General features: G+C 72.2%; 18 protein-coding genes. 11 read left to right on the top strand and 7 right to left on the bottom strand.

What is annotated here, in order from left to right; translation table 11 throughout:
* Positions 1 to 124: 124 nt before the first annotated feature.
* Complete coding sequence (locus OG379_RS10155) at positions 125 to 1,087, bottom strand: sheath polysaccharide-degrading enzyme (RefSeq protein WP_405661362.1); 963 nt, start codon at positions 1,085 to 1,087, stop codon at positions 125 to 127.
* 343 nt (positions 1,088 to 1,430) lie between these two features.
* On the opposite strand from OG379_RS10155, the gene OG379_RS10150 reads away from it, so the two are divergent.
* From OG379_RS10150 to OG379_RS10135, 4 genes are all read left to right on the top strand, one after another.
* Complete coding sequence (locus OG379_RS10150; RefSeq protein WP_405668471.1) at positions 1,431 to 2,954, top strand: flavin monoamine oxidase family protein; 1,524 nt, start codon at positions 1,431 to 1,433, stop codon at positions 2,952 to 2,954.
* An 81-nt stretch (positions 2,955 to 3,035) separates the two neighbouring features.
* Positions 3,036 to 3,974, top strand: a complete 939-nt coding sequence (locus OG379_RS10145; protein ID WP_362938780.1) for a PAC2 family protein — start codon at positions 3,036 to 3,038, stop codon at positions 3,972 to 3,974.
* Between the two features lie 43 nt (positions 3,975 to 4,017).
* A complete protein-coding gene (gene coaE / locus OG379_RS10140) occupies positions 4,018 to 4,620 on the top strand; it encodes a dephospho-CoA kinase (RefSeq protein ID WP_405661360.1) in 603 nt (200 codons plus the stop codon).
* Positions 4,621 to 4,691: 71 nt separating this feature from the next.
* Positions 4,692 to 5,060, top strand: coding sequence for a tetratricopeptide repeat protein (locus OG379_RS10135; protein WP_362938786.1), 369 nt, complete (start codon positions 4,692 to 4,694; stop codon positions 5,058 to 5,060).
* Between the two features lie 44 nt (positions 5,061 to 5,104).
* Here OG379_RS10135 and OG379_RS10130 read toward each other — a convergent pair whose 3' ends face one another.
* A complete protein-coding gene (locus tag OG379_RS10130; RefSeq protein ID WP_393755431.1) occupies positions 5,105 to 5,383 on the bottom strand; it encodes a DUF6343 family protein in 279 nt (92 codons plus the stop codon).
* A 124-nt stretch (positions 5,384 to 5,507) separates the two neighbouring features.
* On the opposite strand from OG379_RS10130, the gene OG379_RS10125 reads away from it, so the two are divergent.
* Positions 5,508 to 6,212, top strand: a complete 705-nt coding sequence (locus tag OG379_RS10125; protein ID WP_405661356.1) for a class I SAM-dependent methyltransferase — start codon at positions 5,508 to 5,510, stop codon at positions 6,210 to 6,212.
* A 148-nt stretch (positions 6,213 to 6,360) separates the two neighbouring features.
* Positions 6,361 to 6,822 carry a DoxX family protein gene (locus tag OG379_RS10120; RefSeq protein WP_405661354.1) on the top strand — a complete coding sequence of 154 codons (462 nt, stop codon included), beginning with the start codon at positions 6,361 to 6,363 and terminating at the stop codon, positions 6,820 to 6,822.
* Here OG379_RS10120 and OG379_RS10115 read toward each other — a convergent pair.
* Positions 6,816 to 7,172 (bottom strand): hypothetical protein, encoded by a 357-nt coding sequence (locus tag OG379_RS10115; protein WP_405661352.1) that lies wholly within the window; start codon positions 7,170 to 7,172, stop codon positions 6,816 to 6,818. The genes OG379_RS10120 and OG379_RS10115 overlap by 7 nt on opposite strands.
* A gap of 218 nt (positions 7,173 to 7,390) precedes the next feature.
* On the opposite strand from OG379_RS10115, the gene OG379_RS10110 reads away from it, so the two are divergent.
* The 3 genes from OG379_RS10110 (at position 7,391) to OG379_RS10100 (ending at position 12,701) form a co-directional block, all read left to right on the top strand.
* On the top strand, positions 7,391 to 8,416 hold the full coding sequence (locus OG379_RS10110; RefSeq protein WP_405661350.1) for an SPFH domain-containing protein: 1,026 nt from the start codon (positions 7,391 to 7,393) through the stop codon (positions 8,414 to 8,416).
* Positions 8,417 to 8,538: 122 nt separating this feature from the next.
* Positions 8,539 to 11,433: a DEAD/DEAH box helicase gene (locus OG379_RS10105; protein WP_405668469.1), complete on the top strand. Its 2,895-nt coding sequence runs from the start codon at positions 8,539 to 8,541 to the stop codon at positions 11,431 to 11,433.
* Positions 11,430 to 12,701 (top strand): SWIM zinc finger family protein, encoded by a 1,272-nt coding sequence (locus tag OG379_RS10100; protein WP_405661347.1) that lies wholly within the window; start codon positions 11,430 to 11,432, stop codon positions 12,699 to 12,701. The genes OG379_RS10105 and OG379_RS10100 overlap by 4 nt, the downstream gene beginning before the upstream one ends.
* Positions 12,702 to 12,711: 10 nt before the next feature.
* Here OG379_RS10100 and OG379_RS10095 read toward each other — a convergent pair whose 3' ends face one another.
* Positions 12,712 to 13,020 carry a hypothetical protein gene (locus OG379_RS10095; RefSeq protein ID WP_405661344.1) on the bottom strand — a complete coding sequence of 103 codons (309 nt, stop codon included), beginning with the start codon at positions 13,018 to 13,020 and terminating at the stop codon, positions 12,712 to 12,714.
* 155 nt (positions 13,021 to 13,175) lie between these two features.
* Here OG379_RS10095 and OG379_RS10090 point away from each other — a divergent pair, with 155 nt between their 5' ends.
* Entirely contained in the window at positions 13,176 to 13,697 is a 522-nt protein-coding gene (locus tag OG379_RS10090) for an HXXEE domain-containing protein (protein ID WP_405661343.1), read from the top strand.
* 21 nt (positions 13,698 to 13,718) lie between these two features.
* On the opposite strand, the gene OG379_RS10085 is transcribed toward OG379_RS10090, so the two are convergent.
* From OG379_RS10085 to OG379_RS10075, 3 genes are all read right to left on the bottom strand, one after another.
* Positions 13,719 to 14,219 carry a DUF3574 domain-containing protein gene (locus OG379_RS10085; protein ID WP_405661340.1) on the bottom strand — a complete coding sequence of 167 codons (501 nt, stop codon included), beginning with the start codon at positions 14,217 to 14,219 and terminating at the stop codon, positions 13,719 to 13,721.
* A 113-nt stretch (positions 14,220 to 14,332) separates the two neighbouring features.
* A complete protein-coding gene (locus tag OG379_RS10080) occupies positions 14,333 to 14,962 on the bottom strand; it encodes a peptidase (RefSeq protein WP_405661338.1) in 630 nt (209 codons plus the stop codon).
* Positions 14,959 to 16,170 (bottom strand): pyridoxal phosphate-dependent aminotransferase, encoded by a 1,212-nt coding sequence (locus OG379_RS10075; protein WP_362938816.1) that lies wholly within the window; start codon positions 16,168 to 16,170, stop codon positions 14,959 to 14,961. The genes OG379_RS10080 and OG379_RS10075 overlap by 4 nt, the downstream gene beginning before the upstream one ends.
* A 70-nt stretch (positions 16,171 to 16,240) precedes the next feature.
* Between OG379_RS10075 and OG379_RS10070 the strand changes: the two genes are divergently transcribed.
* Entirely contained in the window at positions 16,241 to 16,927 is a 687-nt protein-coding gene (locus tag OG379_RS10070; protein ID WP_405661336.1) for a winged helix-turn-helix transcriptional regulator, read from the top strand.
* Positions 16,928 to 17,082 lie beyond the last annotated feature (155 nt).

Genomic DNA, 17,082 nt, shown 5'->3' with positions numbered 1-17,082 from the left:
CGCTCTGACCCCAGTCGCTCATCGGCTGCAGTAGCTGTAGAGCTGTAGGTGAGGCCCGTCCCCTCCGGGGGGCGGGCCTCACTCATGTCCGGACGCGGCTCTCGCTCGTGTCCGGACGCGGGCGTCAGGGCGTGACGGCGATGTTCGTCAGCCCCTTGCCGCCGGAGACCGTGTTGGAGGCGTACACGGTGGTGCGGCAGCTCGTGCCTGCGTTGGTCACGTTGACGGCGAGCTGACCGACGCCGGTGGCGCCGGTCAGGTCCGAGGTGTTGCCGCGGAAGACGGTGCCGCAGCCCCAGCCGCTCTGCTGGGTGTGCGTCTCATAGCCGTTGTTCGTGGTGCGGACGCCCTTGTTGTTCTCGACCAGGACGTCGTTGCCCTTCACGTCGACCCAGGAGTCGTCGTAGTTGGCCCCGGTCAGGCCGCTGCCGTCGAAGGTGTTCCCGATGATCTCCGCGCCGGTGGTGCCTTCCTTGATGTCGATGTTCTCGCCGCCGACCCCCGGACCGATCGTGTTGCCGATGATCCGCGCGTTGTCGCTCCGGTCGGTGAGGTCGCCCGCCGAGCCCACGTACACGCCCTCACCCATGCCCCGGCCGTTCCGGCCCGTGTCGTGGATCCGGGAGTTCTTCAGGACGCCGTCACGGCTGGACGTGCGGAAGTGGACGCCCTCCATGTCGAGGCCGTGCACGGTCACCGAGTCGATGACCACGCCGTTCGCCGCGTCGGTCACGATGCCCTTCTGGCCGCCGGTGACGGTGACGCCGTACACCGTCCAGTACGACGCTCCGTCCATGTGCAGCCCGTAGCCGCCGCCGGCCGTCAGGACCGCCGCCGGGGAGCCGGTGAGGGTGATCCGCGCGGCGGAGGTGGCCGGGACGGTCGCCTTGAAGTTCCCGGTGTACGTGCCGTCGGCGAGCCGGATCGTGTCGCCCGGGGCCGCGGCGGCGAGAGCCGCCTTGAGCTGCGCCGCGGTGCTCACGTCGACGACCGCCGCCGTCCGCGCGGGGCCGGCTGCGACGAGGGGCAGGGCGGCCGCCGCGAGTGCGGCGGTCAGCAGTGCGGGGGACGGTGTGCGGGTACGCATGGGGGTGCCTTCCCGTCGAGGAGGTTCAGATGTTCTCGTACGTGAATATCGGGCGAGTCGCTGAATCTGCCCGTGACCGTATGGGGGGTGTGTGGACATGTCAAGGTCTGGACCAATACCTCTCCGGGGCCGGTGGGCGGAAGAAACGTGTGGGATACACGAGTAGCTGACGGCCCGTAACGAGCGCTTGCCAGGATCCGCGCAACGTCCGGATCACCAGGGGAGCCAGGGAATGACACACACGTCGAACACCTCACGCGTCTCGCAGAACTCTCCCGTGGCGGCAGGCGCAAGCCGCCGCAGCTTTCTGCGCAACGTGGGCCTCACCGGCGGCGCCGGTGCCATGTTCGCCACGATGGGCGCTCTCGGACTCGCGCCCACCGCAGCCGCGGCGGGCCGCGAACCCGCCTTCCGGGCGCCGAGCCCGGGCGACTTCTCGCTGAAGGGGAAGGCCGCCGCCAAGGTCGTGGTCGTCGGCGGAGGCATCGCCGGCCTCGCCGCCGCGTACGAGCTGGGCAAAGCCGGCTACGACTGTACGGTCCTGGAGGCCCGCGGCCGCACCGGCGGGCGCAACTTCACCGTCCGGGGCGGCGACACGACCACCGACACCTACGGCAACAGGCAGACCGCCCGCTTCAGCGACGGCCAGTACATGAACGCCGGGCCCGGCCGGATCCCGCAGTGGATGGTCACCCTCGACTACTGCCGGGAACTCGGCGTCCCCGTCGAGGTGTTCACCAACGAGAACGCCAACGCCTACCTCTTCAACGAGAAGGCCGGCATGAAGGCGCCGGTGCGCTACCGCACCGCCAAGGCCGACATGTACGGCTACGTCGCCGAACTCCTCGCCAAGGCCGGCGACAAGGGCGCCCTCGACCGGCAGATCACCGCCGACGACCAGGAGCGGCTCCTGGAGTTCCTCAAGGACTTCGGCGACATCGGCGACACGCTCGACTACACCGGCAGCTCCCGGCGCGGCTACCGCGTCGACCCGGCCGCCGCCGGGACCCCGGGTGAGGAGCTCGGCCCCGTACCCACCGCGTCCGAGGTCTTCGCCAGCGGCGTCGGACGCTACTTCTCCTTCGAATTCGAGTACGACCAGGCGATGCTGATGTTCCAGCCGGTGGGCGGTATGGACCGGATACCCGCGGCGCTCACCCGGGCGGTGGGCGAGCGGCGTGTCCGGACCGGAGCGGCCGTCACCGGCATCACGGACACGGCGCACGGCGTCTCCGTCACCTACACCCAGGCCGGCCGCACCCGCCGCATCGAGGCCGACTACTGCATCGCCGCGCTCCCGCCCAACATCCTGGCCAAGACGTCCCACAACCTCGGTCCGGCCGTCCAGAGCGCCCTGGAGTCCTGCAAGCCTTCCTCGGCCGGCAAGATCGGGCTGGAGTACAGGAGCCGCTGGTGGGAGAGCGACCACCGGATCTTCGGGGGCATCACCGAGACGGACATGGACCTCTCCCACATCTGGTACCCGTCCTACGGGCACCTCGGTGAACGCGGCACCATCATCGGCTACTACAACACCGGTGCGAACGCCGACGCCTACGCCGCCCTCGCCCCGCGCGAGAGGGAGGCTCGGGCGGTAGCCCAGGGCGTGAAGATCCACGGCGACAAGTACCGCACGGAACTCGCCACATCGTTCTCCCACCACTGGCGCCAGACGCCTTACCTCGAGACCTCCTGGCACTCCCTGTCCGGCGGGCCCGACGCCCCCGCCTTCGCGCCGCTCAACAGCCCCGCCGGGCATGTGTACTTCGCCGGTGACTACCTCAGCCACACCGACGCCTGGCAGCACGGGGCGTTCACCTCGGCACGGAAGGCGGTCACGGCGCTGCACAGCCGGGTCCTCGCGTAACGGCGAGGCCGGGGGCGCGGGCGGGAATGCCGTGGCCGGGCGGGGTGTTCTTGTCGAGGAACACGAGGAGGAGCGGTAACCGTGCCTGATCCGCAGAGTTTGTACGAATGGGAGCCGAAGGGCCTGGCCGTCGTCGACATGGCGCTCGCCCAGGAGTCGGCCGGCCTGGTCATGCTCTACCACTTCGACGGCTACATCGATGCGGGCGAGACCGGCGAGCAGATCGTCGACGGCCTGCTCGAGACGCTGCCCCACCAGACCGTGGCCCGCTTCGACCACGACCGGCTCGTCGACTACCGGGCGCGCCGCCCCCTGCTCACCTTCAGGCGTGACCGGTACACGGCGTTCGAGGCACCCACCCTGGACGTGAAGGTCGTCCAGGACGCGACGGGCGCCCCGTTCCTGCTGCTCTCCGGGCCTGAGCCCGACGTCGAGTGGGAGCGGTTCGCGGCCGCCGTGGAACAGATCGTGGAGCGGCTCGGCGTGCGCCTCGCCGTCAGCTTCCACGGCATCCCCATGGGCGTCCCGCACACCCGCCCCGTCGGCCTCACCCCGCACGGCAACCGCACCGACCTGATGCCCGGACACCGCAGCCCCTTCGACGAGGCGCAGGTCCCCGGCTCCGTCGAGGCGCTCGTCGAGTACCGGCTGATGGAGGCCGGGCACGACGTCCTCGGCGTGGCGGCCCATGTGCCGCACTACGTCGCCCGGTCCGCCTACCCGGACGCCGCGCTCACCGCCCTGGAAGCGGTCACCGCGGCGACCGGGCTGGTCCTGCCGAGCGTCGCGCACACGCTGCGCACGGAGGCGCACCGCACCCAGACGGAGATCGACCGGCAGGTCGGCCAGGGTGACGAGGAGCTCGTCACGCTCGTCGAAGGGCTGGAGCACCAGTACGACGCGATCGCGGGTTCCGAGACCCGGGGCAACCTCGTCGCAGAGCCGGCCGACCTGCCGTCGGCGGACGAGATCGGCCGCGAATTCGAACGCTTCCTCGCGGAACGTGAGGGTGATTCCTGAGGTGGCCTCCGGCCGTCCCCCGGCCGGAGGCTAGGGTCGGCTCATGCTGAAAGTGGGCCTGACCGGTGGAATCGGCGCCGGCAAGAGCGAAGTGTCACGGCTGCTCGCACGCTACGGAGCCGTACTGATCGACGCCGACCGGATCGCCCGCGAGGTCGTCGAGCCCGGCACTCCCGGGCTCACGGCTGTCGTCGAGGCCTTCGGTCCCGGAATCCTCGGCGCCGACGGCGCCCTGAACCGGTCGGCGCTCGGGTCGATCGTCTTCGCCGACCCCGCACGCCTTGCCACGCTCAACGCCATCGTCCACCCCCTCGTCGGGGCCCGCTCCGCCGAGCTGGAACGGGCCGCCGGGGCCGGCGCGGTCGTCGTCCACGACGTCCCGCTGCTCACGGAGAACGGCCTCGCCCCGGTCTACGACCTCGTCGTGGTCGTCGACGCCGCGCCCGGCACCCAGCTCGACCGGCTCGTACGGCTGCGCGGCATGACGGAGTCCGACGCCCGCGCCCGCATGGCGGCGCAGGCCACGCGCGAGGAGCGGCTGGCCGTCGCCGACATCGTCGTCGACAACGACGGCCCCCTGGAGGGTCTGGAACCCCAGGTCCGCAGGGTCTGGTCGGAGCTCACCGCACGGGCCGCCGGGGGCTGACCCGGCGTACGGCGGAATACGCGCACCCTGCCGGATGTTGCAGAGCGCCAGGCGAAGGGAAGGATACGGCCGTGCCCGAGAGCAACCCGGAAACGCATGTGATCGACTTCCGCGCGGCGGAGCAACTGCTCGCGGCGCGTGACCCGCGGGGTGCGGTCAAGCTGCTCGACTCGGTGATAGCGGCCCACCCGGAGAACACGGCTGCCCGGCTGCTGCGCGCCCGGGCCTTCTTCGCCGCCGCCCAACTGCGCCCGGCCGAGCTGGAGTTCGAGCTGGTCCTGGAGCGCGAGCCGGACAACGCCTTCGCGCACTTCGCCCTGGCACGCACCTTCCAGCGCGCCGGCCGGCCCGAGCAGGCCACCCGCCACTTCCGGCTGGCCGCCGCGCTCGACCCGAACCCGGAGTACCTGCGGGCGGCCCGCTTCGACGAACCTTCCTGACGGTGCCGGGCGGCCGTACCGGACCCGCCCGCCCCGGTCGGGACTCAGCGGCCGTACCGGCCCCGCCCGCCCCGGTCGGGTTCGTACGGAGGGACGTCCCTGCCCGGCTGGTAGTGCGGGCCCTGCCGCATATGACGGACGACGACGCAGAAGTCCGTGACCGTCACCGCGAGCAGCACACCGCAGGCCGTCGCCCAGCCGGTGTGTCCGGTCGCCACGAAGACCGCCAGGCCGAACGCGGCCCAGATCATGCCCCAGAGACTCAGCCAGAGCCGCATCCGCAGGGGGCTCCGGGCGGTGGAGGGTTCACTTCCGGTACGCATCTGCATCGCCTCCTCTCCAGGATGACCCCGCGGCGCGGCGGACGGAAATCCGACGGCCGCCGTCCGCGGCGCGACAGGGGGCGCGCCAGGGAACGCCGCCCCGCGTCCGTACGTTTTGGCGGGTATGAGCGGACAACTGGTACGTGAGGGACACACGGGGACGGGGCCAGGTGCGATCACACCGGACGGCTGTGCGGTCGAGCTGTACGCCCGCATGTCCGTCGGCAGCGAACCCGAGGTGATCGCCTCGGCGCTGCGCCCGGGAGCGAGCGTGCTCGAACTGGGATGCGGGGCCGGTCGGGTGACGCACCCCCTGGTCGCACTGGGCTTCGACGTGACCGCGGTGGACGAGTCCGCGCAGATGCTGGAGCACGTGCACGGAGCGCGCACGGTCCGGAGCCCCATCGAGACGCTGGACCTCGGCGAGGAACGGTTCGACGCCGTGGTGCTCGGGTCGTTCCTGGTGCACACGAGCGACCACCGGGTCAGGGAAGGGCTCCTCGGGACCTGCCGCAGGTACGTGAAGGACGACGGCGTCGTGCTCATCCAGCGGGAAGGTGCCGACTACCACTCCGATGTGCCCCGGGAGAGGGAGGACCGGGCCGCGGGCTGCATCATCCGGATCCTCTCGTCGGACCCCGTCGGTGACGGGGTGGACGAGGTGCGCGTGGAGTACGTCTTCGAGGACGCCCGGTGGACGCAGACCTTCCGGTCGCGGGAGCTGTCCGTGGAGCGGTTCGAGGCATATCTGGAGGAGGCCGGGCTCGTCGTCGGCCGCTATCTCACACCGGACGGCGTCTGGGTGCTGGCGCGGCCCCGGCAGCCCTGAAGGAAGGCACATTGGGGACTCGTGGGGCGATGAGTTCCGTGGACCGGTGCGGTCTGCCTCTCGGTGAGCGCCGGGAAGCGCGGCGGCAGGAGCCGCACCGCGCGCCGGCGCACGTCACTCACCCACCACGCCCTCCGAGGAGACCTCCATGTCCGAAGCCGTCGCCACCGCCTCGCTCGCCGCGCCGAATGCCCCCTCCGCGCCGCGCCGCCGCGTGGGCTCCGCCGCCCTGACCGGGGCCCGTGTCGTTCTCGCGCTGTTCCTGGGCTTCAGCGCGGTGGCCAAGCTCGCCGCCCACGCGTCGGCCGTCGAGTCCTTCGACAGGATGGGCTGGGGCAGCGGGGCGATGTACGCGATCGGGGGTCTGGAGCTGGCGGGCGCGCTGGCCCTGCTGATCCCGCTCCTCGCGGGAACGGCCGCCATCGCCCTCGTCGGGCTGCTGGCCGGTGCGTCCGTCGTCCAGCTGACGCTGCTCGACCCACCGAACGCGGTCATGCCCGCGCTGCTCATCGTCCTGGTCGTCCTCATCGCCCGGGACCGCCGTGAGCGGACCCGGGAGCTGTTCGCGCTGCTCCGCGGGCAGAGGCGAACGGCCCGCGCCGGTCAGTGAATGAAGCTGTAGCTGCGCCAGGGCAGAGCACGCGCGGCGTTGGTGTCGGAGAACGTGGTGGCCACGTATGCGGTCCCCCGGCCGGAGCAGTCGCGGGTGGTGTAGAGGACCATGTCGATCATGGTCCGGTTGTCGACCTTGCCCGAACCGGCCGGGTCCATCGTGTGACAGCCCTTCACCGAAGGGCTGTGCACGGTGACGACCTCGTCCTTCTCGGTGGTGTAGGACACCGGCCCCACCGCCGTGCGCCCGAGGCCGGAACAGCCCGTGGCGGCAAGGGCGAGCAGGACCGCACCGGCGGCGATGCCGGTACGTCGGCGGGGAACGGTGGGGGGTGCGGTGACGGACATGGGCGGGTCCTCGTCTGCTCGTCCGGCTCATCGGTACGTCACAGAGACGTGCTGGCGCTGCCACCCTGCCCGGTCCCCGGGGCGCCGGCATCCGCTGCGCGGCCGGCCGGGGCCACCGGCACCCGGACGGGGGTTCGAAAGTGTGCGCATCGGGCATATCGTGTTAATAGGGCGTGATGAGTGGGTGCGGTGACGCATCCTGGAGTCAGGGGGCCGTGATGGTCCAGGTTCTGTTGGTCGTATTGGTGGCCGTGCTGGCGGGCGGTCTGCTCTATGGCATGGCCGCGGCCCGGGTGGTCAAGCAGTACGAACGGGGGGTGGTGCTCCGGCTCGGCCGGCTCCACGACGCGGTGCGCCCTCCGGGCTTCACCATGATCATCCCGGGCCTCGACCGGCTCCGTAAGGTGAACATGCAGATCGTGACGATGCCCGTGCCCGCCCAGGACGGGATCACGCGCGACAACGTCACGGTGCGGGTGGACGCGGTCATCTACTTCAAGGTCGTGGACCCGGCGAGCGCGGTGATCCAGGTGGAGGACTACCGGTTCGCGGTCTCCCAGATGGCGCAGACCTCCCTCCGGTCGATCATCGGTAAGAGCGACCTGGACGATCTGCTGTCCGACCGCGAGAAGCTGAACCAGGGTCTTGAACTGATGATCGACAGCCCCGCGGTGGGCTGGGGTGTGCAGATCGACCGGGTCGAGATCAAGGACGTGTCGCTGCCGGAGACGATGAAGCGGTCCATGGCCCGGCAGGCCGAGGCCGACCGTGAGCGGCGCGCGAGGGTCATCAACGCCGACGCGGAGCTGCAGGCGTCGAAGAAGCTCGCCCAGGCGGCGCAGCAGATGTCGACCCAGCCGGCGGCTCTGCAACTGCGGCTGCTGCAGACGGTGGTCGCGGTCGCGGCCGAGAAGAACTCCACGCTGGTCCTGCCGTTCCCGGTGGAGCTCCTCCGCTTCCTGGAACGCGCACAGCAGGGGCCGGGGCAGGAGCCGCAGCCGCCCGTGGGTGCCGGGCAGCCGGACGCGGAACAGCCCGTGGACCCGTCCACCGCGGAGGCGCCCGTCATGGATCCGACGGTCACGGAGCAGACGTTCACGGACCGGCCGCTCCCGGACGGTCCCCTCACGGACGGGGCCCCGGAGCCCGACGGGGTGCCGGAGTTCGACCCGGAGGCGCTCCCGGAACTCGATCCGGAGGAGCCGTCCGGCCGCTCCCGGACCAGGCCCTTCACCCGTCACTGACACGGTTGTCCGCCCGTCCCACCTGTGGAGACACGGCCGGGGCGGGCGCTGTCACACCCCCCGCCTAGACTCGCGAAGACAGGAGAAGTGTGAGCGGACCGAGGCAGGAGGGGACGGTGGAGATGACGCGGCAGGCGCAGGACGTCACCGTCGACCGGCTGCTGCGGTGCGCGGCGGTCTTCCTGCCGGCAGCGCTGCCCCGGGACGGCCGGATCGCTTTCTGGGACCCCGAAGAGGCCGTCGGTCTCCCGGGCCCGGACGCGGTGCCGCCCGCCGTCGGGCCCGGGTGCGCCGTCACCGAACTCACGGTCGCCGTCCGGCACGGCACGGACGGAGCCGGGACCCTCACCGTGCCCGCCGTCGTGCTTCCCGTCGGGGACGCGGTGCCCCTGCTCGCGCGCGCCAGGCACCGCGCCGCTGCCCACCCCGCCACCCGCGCGTGGGGAGCGGCGGCTCTGCACGCCCTCACCCTCGTGGCGCGCGGCAGGCTCCTGCCCGGACTGACCGCCGGCGACCACGACGCCTGGCGGGCAGGACCGCGCGACGCGGAGGACATCGCCCACCTCAGGGCCGTCGCCGCCTCGATGCCGCCCGAGGGCCACGCCGTCCCGCTGGACGGGACGCCCCTGCGCGTCCCCGAACCCCGTGCGCTGCTCGGCGCCTTCCTCGACGCCGTCGCCGACACCCTGCCCCGGACACCCGCCGCCGCCCACGCCATGGGTGCGCCGTTCGCCGCCCCCGGGGGACAGCACCTGCCGGACGCCCGCGCCTGGGCCGTCGAGGTGGCCGCCGGCCTCGACGCGGGGGTGCGCATCTCGCTCCGGCTCGACCTCTCCGCGTACGACCTCTTCGACTCCTCCGGGGAGGACACCGGGGACGAGGAGACGACCCGCACCCCGGCCGCCACGCGCCACGCCGCCGCCGCCATCACCCAGGTGCACAGCCTGGCCGATCCGACGTACGTCACCGACGCGGCCACACTGTGGAGCGGCGGGGCGGGGGAGCCCTTCGGGCCACGGGCCCGGATCGACGCCGTGCTCGCGCTGCGCCGCGCCGCCCGCGTCTGGCCACCGCTGGAGAGGCTGCTGGACCAGCCCGCCCCCGACGTCCTCGCCGTCACCGAGGACGAGCTCCACGAGCTGATCGGCGCGGCCGGAGCACGGCTCGCGGCGGCGGGGGTGGCGCTCCACTGGCCCCGGGAGCTCGCCCGCTCGCTCACGGCTGCGGCCGTCGTCCGCCCTGCGCCGGGGTCCGCCACCGACGGCACCTCCTTCTTCGACGCCGAGCAGCTCTTCGCGTTCAACTGGCAGCTCTCCCTGGGCGACGACCGGCTCACCGAGGCCGAGATGGACACCCTGGCCGAGGCGCACCGGCCGGTGGTGCGGCTGCGCGACCAATGGGTCGTCGTGGATCCCGCGCTCGTCCGCAAGGCACGTAAGCGGGAGCTCGGTCTCCTGGACCCGGTGGACGCGCTCGCCGTCGCCCTCACGGGCAGCGCCGAGGTGGACGGCGAACAGGTCGAGGCCGTGCCGGCCGGTGCCCTCGCCGCGCTCCGCACGCGCATCCTGGACGAGGACGCCACCCTCCCGGCGCCGCCCGGTCTCCACGCCACCCTCCGCGACTACCAGCTCCGCGGCCTGGCCTGGCTGGACCGCATGACCTCGCTCGGCCTGGGCGGCTGTCTCGCCGACGACATGGGCCTCGGCAAGACGATCACCGTCATCGCGCTCCATCTGCACCGCGCGCATGCCGCCCCCACGCTGGTGGTCTGCCCCGCCTCCCTCCTCGGCAACTGGCACCGTGAGATCAACCGCTTCGCACCCGGCGTCCCCGTACGCCGCTTCCACGGCACCGACCGCTCCCTCGGCGGCTCCGACGGCGGCTTCGTCCTCACGACGTACGGCACGATGCGCTCCAGCGCGGAGCAGCTCGCCGCGCACACCTGGGGGCTGGTCGTCGCCGACGAGGCGCAGCACGTGAAGAATCCGCATTCCTCGACCGCCAGGGCACTGCGCACCATCCCCGCCCCGGCCCGCGTCGCCCTGACCGGCACCCCCGTCGAGAACAACCTCTCCGAGCTGTGGGCGCTGCTCGACTGGACCACCCCGGGCCTGCTCGGCCCGCTCAAGGCGTTCCGCTCCCGGCACGCCAGGATCGTCGAGAACACCGGCACCGCCGCCGGCCTGGGCAACGAGGAGGCCGTCGAGCGGCTCTCCCGGCTGGTCCGGCCCTTCCTGCTGCGCCGCAAGAAGTCCGACCCGGGCATCGCGCCCGAGCTGCCGCCCAAGACCGAGACCGACCACCCCGTCTTCCTCACCCGGGAACAGGCCACGCTCTACGAGGCGGCCGTCCGCGAGACGATGGCGTTCATCGAGCAGTCGGAGGGCATCGCCCGCCGCGGCCTGATCATGAAGCTCCTGGGCTCGCTCAAGCAGATCTGCAACCACCCCGCGCAGTATCTGAAGGAAGAGCCGACCCGGCTCGCGGGGCGCTCCGGCAAGCTCGCCCTGCTCGACGAGCTCCTCGACACCATCCTCTCCGAGGACGGCTCCGTCCTGATCTTCACCCAGTACGTGTCGATGGCCAGGCTCCTCGCCGCCCACCTCGCCTCCCGCGCGATCCCTTCCCAGCTGCTGCACGGCGGCACGCCGGTGCCCGAGCGGGAGCGGATGGTGGACAGCTTCCAGTCCGGCGAGGTCCCCGTCTTCCTGCTCTCCCTCAAGGCGGCGGGCACCGGACTCAACCTCACCCGGGCCGCCCACGTCATCCACTACGACCGGTGGTGGAACCCGGCGGTCGAGGAGCAGGCCACCGACCGCGCGTACCGCATCGGCCAGACCCAGCCCGTCCAGGTGCACCGGCTGATCGCCGAGGGCACCGTCGAGGACCGGATCAGCGAGCTGCTCCGGTCCAAGCGGGCCCTCGCCGACGCGGTGCTCGGTTCCGGCGAGGCCGCCCTGACCGAGCTCAGCGACCATGACCTGGCCGACCTCGTCTCGCTCCGGAGGACGTCATGAGCCCCGGAGGGAGCCCCGCGGCCCGCCCGGGCCCCGACGATCTGCGGCGCACCTTCGAAGCGGTGCCCGCCCGCGCCTCCGAAGGGTCCTTCGCGGAGAGCTGGTGGGGCCGCGCCTGGGTGGACGCCCTGCAGTCCCTGTCGATGGACGAGGGCCGTCTCGCCCGCGGCCGTATGTACGCCGACGGAGGCCATGTCGCAGCGGTCACCGTCACCCCGGGCCGGGTCATCGCCTACGTCCACGGCAGCCGCCCCCGCCCCTACCGCGCGGAGCTCCGCCTGCGTACGCTCTCGGCGTCCGACTGGGACACCTTCCTGGACGCCGTCGCGGCCAGGCCCGGGCATCTGTCCGCCCTCCTGGACAAGGAGATGCCGCACTCCCTGGTCGACACGGCGGGCGAGACCGGTGTCCGGCTGCTGCCCGCCGCCGGTGATCTGGACCCGGACTGCTCGTGCCCTGACCGCGGCTGGCCCTGCAAGCATGTGGCGGCGCTCTGCTTCCAGACGGCACGGCTGCTGGACAGCGACCCGTTCGTCCTCCTGCTGATGCGCGGCAGGGGAGAGCGCGAGCTCCTCGAAGAGCTGGGCAGACGCAACGCCGAGCACTCCGCGCGCGAACGTCCCGAGACCCCCGCCATGCCCTCGGTCGCGGCCCAGGAAGCCCTCGCCGACCGTTTCCTGCCGCCGCTGCCCGCACCCCTGCCCGTGCCGCCCCACCCGGGTGAGCCGCCGTCCTACCCGGAGCTGCCCGGCGCGCGTGACCCGCTCGGCCTCGACCACCTCGCCACGGACGCGGCGGCCCGCGCCCACACGATGCTCACCACCGGGGAGGACCCGCTCGCCGGGCTCAGCACCTGGCAGGACGCCGTCCGGATCGCCGCCTCCCGCCCCACCGCAGGGCTCACCGCCACGACCCGGGCCCTCTATCGCGAGCTGGCCTTCGCCACCGGCCGCAGCACGACGGACCTGGCACGGGCCGTCGCCGCCTGGCGGCAGGGCGGCGCGGAGGGGCTGGAGGTGCTGGAAACCCCGTGGGACCCGCCGGCCGGCCCGTTCGACCGGGCACGGCCCGCCCTCGCCGCGGCCGACCACCCGCGCTTCCAGCCCTGGCGCAACCACCTGACCAACGCCGGCGGCACCCTCCAGCTCCGCTTCGGCCACGACAGCCGCTGGTACGGCTACGAATCCGAGCCGGGCGAGGACGACTGGTGGCCCCGAGCGACGCCGGACCCCGACCCTGTCGCCGCCCTCACTGCCCTGCGCGGTTGATGCAGGGCCGTCAGCTCTGCAGGAACACCAGCAGAACGATGATCAGGACCGCGCACAGCGGGAGTACCACCCAACGCGCCTTGCGGAAGGACTCGTTCTCCTGATCGGTCCGTCCGCGGGCGGCGTCGTGGGAGCCGGCCAGATGCTCCCAGGCCATGTCGTCGACAGGCCGCATGGTCAGCAGCGACGGGGACCAGCCGCAGTGCGCGCAGACGAGGAAATCGCGGTACGGGTCGTACCGGAAGTCCCGCTCGACGTTGACCGTGAACACCTGGTCTCCGGGGCCGATGGCGGTGAAGTGGCGTATGGCCGCACCCATGTCGCTTGCTCCCTGCTCGTGTCCGTCCGTGGGCGCCGGTTCGTGAACCCGGCGGCGGAACAGTAGCGAACACCGGGAGGACCGGGCCGGCCCGGCCTAGGGTCGGTGGTGACGCGACATCGCATCGTCGCGTCAGCTACCGACAGGGGGCGGATATGGCCGGGAAACCGGTGCCGGGCGCGGTGACCTGGGGGCTCTTCGCCGCATGGGCGGTGCACGACGCGGAGGAGCTGGCCACCATGGCCCGGTGGGCCGCGAGGGCCCGGCCCCGTCTCCAGGAGCGTTTCCCGCAGGTGCCGGACGCGGTGTGGCGGCGGATGGACCTCTCGCAGCGTGAGGTGAACACCGCCATCGGCCTGATGGCCGGGGTGGTCGCCGCGGCTTCGGCGGCCGGTGCGCGCACGGGAGGCCGCAGCCCCTTCTTCGGGACTGTCCTGTTCGGGTTCGGGCTGCACGGGGCGGTCCACCTGGCGCAGTCCGCCGCCTACCGCGGCTACACCCCAGGCGTCGTCACCGCCCCGCTGGTCGTCATTCCGTACTCCGTCTGGGCCGTGCGACGGCTGGCGGCGGCCGGTGTCCCCGTCGGGGGAGGACGCGCGGCCGCCGCGGGCCTGGCTCTGTTCCCGGTCGTCGCCGGCGGGGTGCAGGGGCTCGCACGTCTGCTGAGCCGGCGCTGAACGGGCAAGGACGTCCGGGCCTCAGAAGTCGGCGAGGGTGCGTTCGTCGAGCCTGGCCACCGAGTCCTGTGCGTAGGCCTTCTCGTACGCGGTGCGGATCCGCTCGATCTGCGGGTCGCGCAGACGGGCCTCCGACGCCGGGTACAGCAGGATCAGCTCGTACGAACGCTCCCGCTCGATCACCCCGTTGGAGTCGCGCCACTGCCCCCGGCCCTCCTGGACCGTGAGCCCGTCCGGGAAGGCGGGCGTGACCGTGCGGTCGATGAACGACCGGAACTGCTCACCCGTCACATCGGGCCCCCCGTCCGGGCGTTCCGTGCCGAAGAACAGGCGGGTCTCGACATGGGCCGTGCCCCGCGCGGCGGGGGCGGCCGCGGCCGGGGGGACTTCGTCGCCGAGGGTGGCGTACGCGATCGGTGTCCCTCCGGCCAGCACGGCGGCGGCCGCGACGGCTGCGGTGAGCGCGGTGCGCCTGCCGGAACGCTTCGGACGCGGCTCGGGCGGTGTGCTCGGACGCGGCAAGGTGCTCTCCCCTGAACGGTCGGACGAGGTCGGCGCCCACCGTGGCACGAGGGCGTCGCGCCCGCGCGGCGGGACATCCCGATCGAGGCCGAACCACCCGTAATGGTGAGCAGCTACGCGCCTGTTGTCGCAGCGGCGGGGAGGGAGACCCCGCGGCCTGCGAAGAAGCGCTCGAAGACCGGCAGCGGAAGGCCGGCCGCACGGGTCGCGGCCGTGGTCCCCGACGGGTTGTGGAAGTGGACGCCGGCCCCGTCCGCCGTTCGGGAGGTCAGCAGCACCAGATGGCCGCCGCGCCCAGGGGCCGGCCGCTCCGGGTGCCGGATCCCGTAGTGCACCGAGGCCATCACCCTTCGTCCCTCGTCCAGCATCTCCAGGATGCCGGCGGGGGAGAGGTCCCGGTGGACGACCGCGTCGAGCCCGTGGACCTCGGACACGTACCGGGCGAACGGAGCGTAGACCAGCCCCTTGATCACACCGTCGGCGTCCTCCGTGTACGCGTCGTACTTCAACGCCCCGTCCCGCAGGGCGAACAGGGTCGGCGCACCGGTGCCGAGTGCCATGCGCAGGCAGGCCATACCGCACAGATGGCCTGCCCAGCGCGCGTAGTCGGAGGCCGACGCGGCGCCCGAGTCCGCCCAGCGGGGGTCCCCGGCCGGATCGATCCCGTCTTCCACGATCGCCTTCACCAGACCGGGCGAGGCGAACTGCGTGTGCACGGGCGTCCGGCAGGTCGTACAGGTCACTGGCGGTATCCGTTCAGGAAGCGGCCGATGCGGCTGATCGCGGCGTCCAGGTCGTCGGCGTGCGGGAGGGTGAGGATGCGGAAGTGGTCCGGGCGCGGCCAGTTGAAGCCGGTGCCCTGCACCACCTGGATCTTCTCCCGCAGCAGCAGGTCCAGGACGAACCGTTCGTCGTCGACGATGTGGTGGACCTTCGGGTCGATGCGCGGGAAGGCGTACAGCGCGCCCTTCGGCTTCACGCACGACACCCCGGGGATCTCGTTGAGGCGCTCCCAGGCCCGGTCACGCTGCTCGTGGAGCCTGCCGCCCGGGGCGACGAGCTCCCGGATCGACTGCCGACCGCCGAGCGCCGCCTGGATCGCGTACTGCGCCGGGGCGTTGGGACAGAGTCGCATGGAGGCGAGCATGGTGAGCCCCTCCAGATAGCTGCGGGCGTGCTGCTGCGGGCCCGACACCACCATCCAGCCGGAGCGGAACCCCGCCACCCGGTACGTCTTGGACAGCCCGCTGAAGGTGAGGCAGAGCAGGTCGGGTGCCAGCACCGCCACGCTGTGGTGCTCGGCACCGTCGTACAGGATCTGGTCGTAGATCTCGTCGGCGAACACCATCAGCCCGTGCCGGCGCGCCAGGTCGAGCATGCCGTCGAGGACTTCGCGGGAGTAGACGGCGCCCGTCGGGTTGTTCGGGTTGATGATCACCATGGCCCGGGTGCGGTCGGTGATCTTCGAGGCCATGTCGGCGAGGTCGGGGTTCCAGTCCGCTCCCTCGTCGCAGGTGTAGTGCACGGCCCTGCCGCCCGCGAGTGTGGTGACGGCGGTCCACAGCGGATAGTCGGGGCTCGGGATCAGGATCTCGTCGCCGTCCTCCAGGAGCCCCTGCACGGCCATGGAGATCAGCTCGGAGACCCCGTTGCCGAGGAAGATGTCGTCCACGTCGACATCGGCCAGTCCCATCGCCTGATAGCGCTGCGCGACGGCCCGGCGCGCGGACAGGATGCCGCGCGAGTCGGTGTAACCGTGCGCCTGAGGGAGCATCCGGATCATGTCCTGGACGATCTCTTCCGGGGCCTCGAACCCGAACAGCGCCGGATTGCCCGTGTTGAGGCGGAGCACGCTGTGGCCCGCCTCCTCCAGGGCGTTGGCCTGCTCGATGACCGGGCCCCGGATCTCGTAGCAGACCTCGTTCAGCTTGCTGGACTGCCGGAACTCCATGCGGTGCCTCCCCGACCCTGAATTTGCGTTACTTGGTTTTACCAAGCTCGGGCTTGGAAAGTCCAACAACATGTCTAGACTGCGTCGCATGCCACGTCAGCAGCAGCCCGCACGTCCCGTCCGCCGCCGGAGCTACGACCAGTTCTGCGCCACCGCCCGTGCCCTCGACTCCGTCGGCGACCGGTGGACCCTGCTGATCGTCCGTGAACTGCTGGCCGGGCCGCGCCGCTACACGGATCTGCACGCAGATCTGCCGGGAGTGAGCACGGATGTGCTGGCCTCCCGGCTCAAGGACATGGAACAGGGCGGCCTGGCCGTGCGCCGCCGCCTCCCGCCCCCGGCGGCCGTCTCGGTCTACGAACTGACCGAGCACGGGCGCGGACTGCTCCCGGTCCTCACCGCGCTCGCCGGGTGGGGCGCGCCCGCGCTCGGCGAACGCCGGCCCACGGACGCGGTCAGGGCCCACTGGTTCGCCCTGCCGCTGCTGCGGGCCATGGACGGCCTCACCCACAGCGGAGTCATCGAAGTCAGGCTTCCCGAGGGCGAGTTCCACATCCGCGCCGGCGCGGAGGCGACGGGAGGCGAGGTGTACGGCTACGGTCCCGCCGACGCCCCGGACGCGTGCCTCGTGCTGGACGCGGAGGCCGTCCTGACCATCGGGCGAGGTGGGAGCACCCTCGCCGAGGCCGTCAAGGAGGGCCGGGCCGAGGTCCTGGGCGAGAGCCCGCTCGCCGTCGAACTCCGTGGCGGCGGCTGACCGCGCCGCCGGTGCCCGCAGGCCGACTCGAGCGTGGCGTGCGCGTGTTCCATGGGTCCGGATGCTGAGGGAGCCGGTCATGGAGCAGGCAGGCCACCCACAGCACGACGGGTTCCGTGCCGAGATCGTGCCCGGTGTGCCGGTGGCCGGCTCGA

It is taken from the genome of Streptomyces sp. NBC_01166, from assembly GCF_045039765.1.
Lineage (GTDB): Bacteria > Actinomycetota > Actinomycetes > Streptomycetales > Streptomycetaceae > Streptomyces.
Note: the sequence above shows the minus strand (reverse complement) of the source record. Positions and strands in the feature narration are given on the sequence as shown.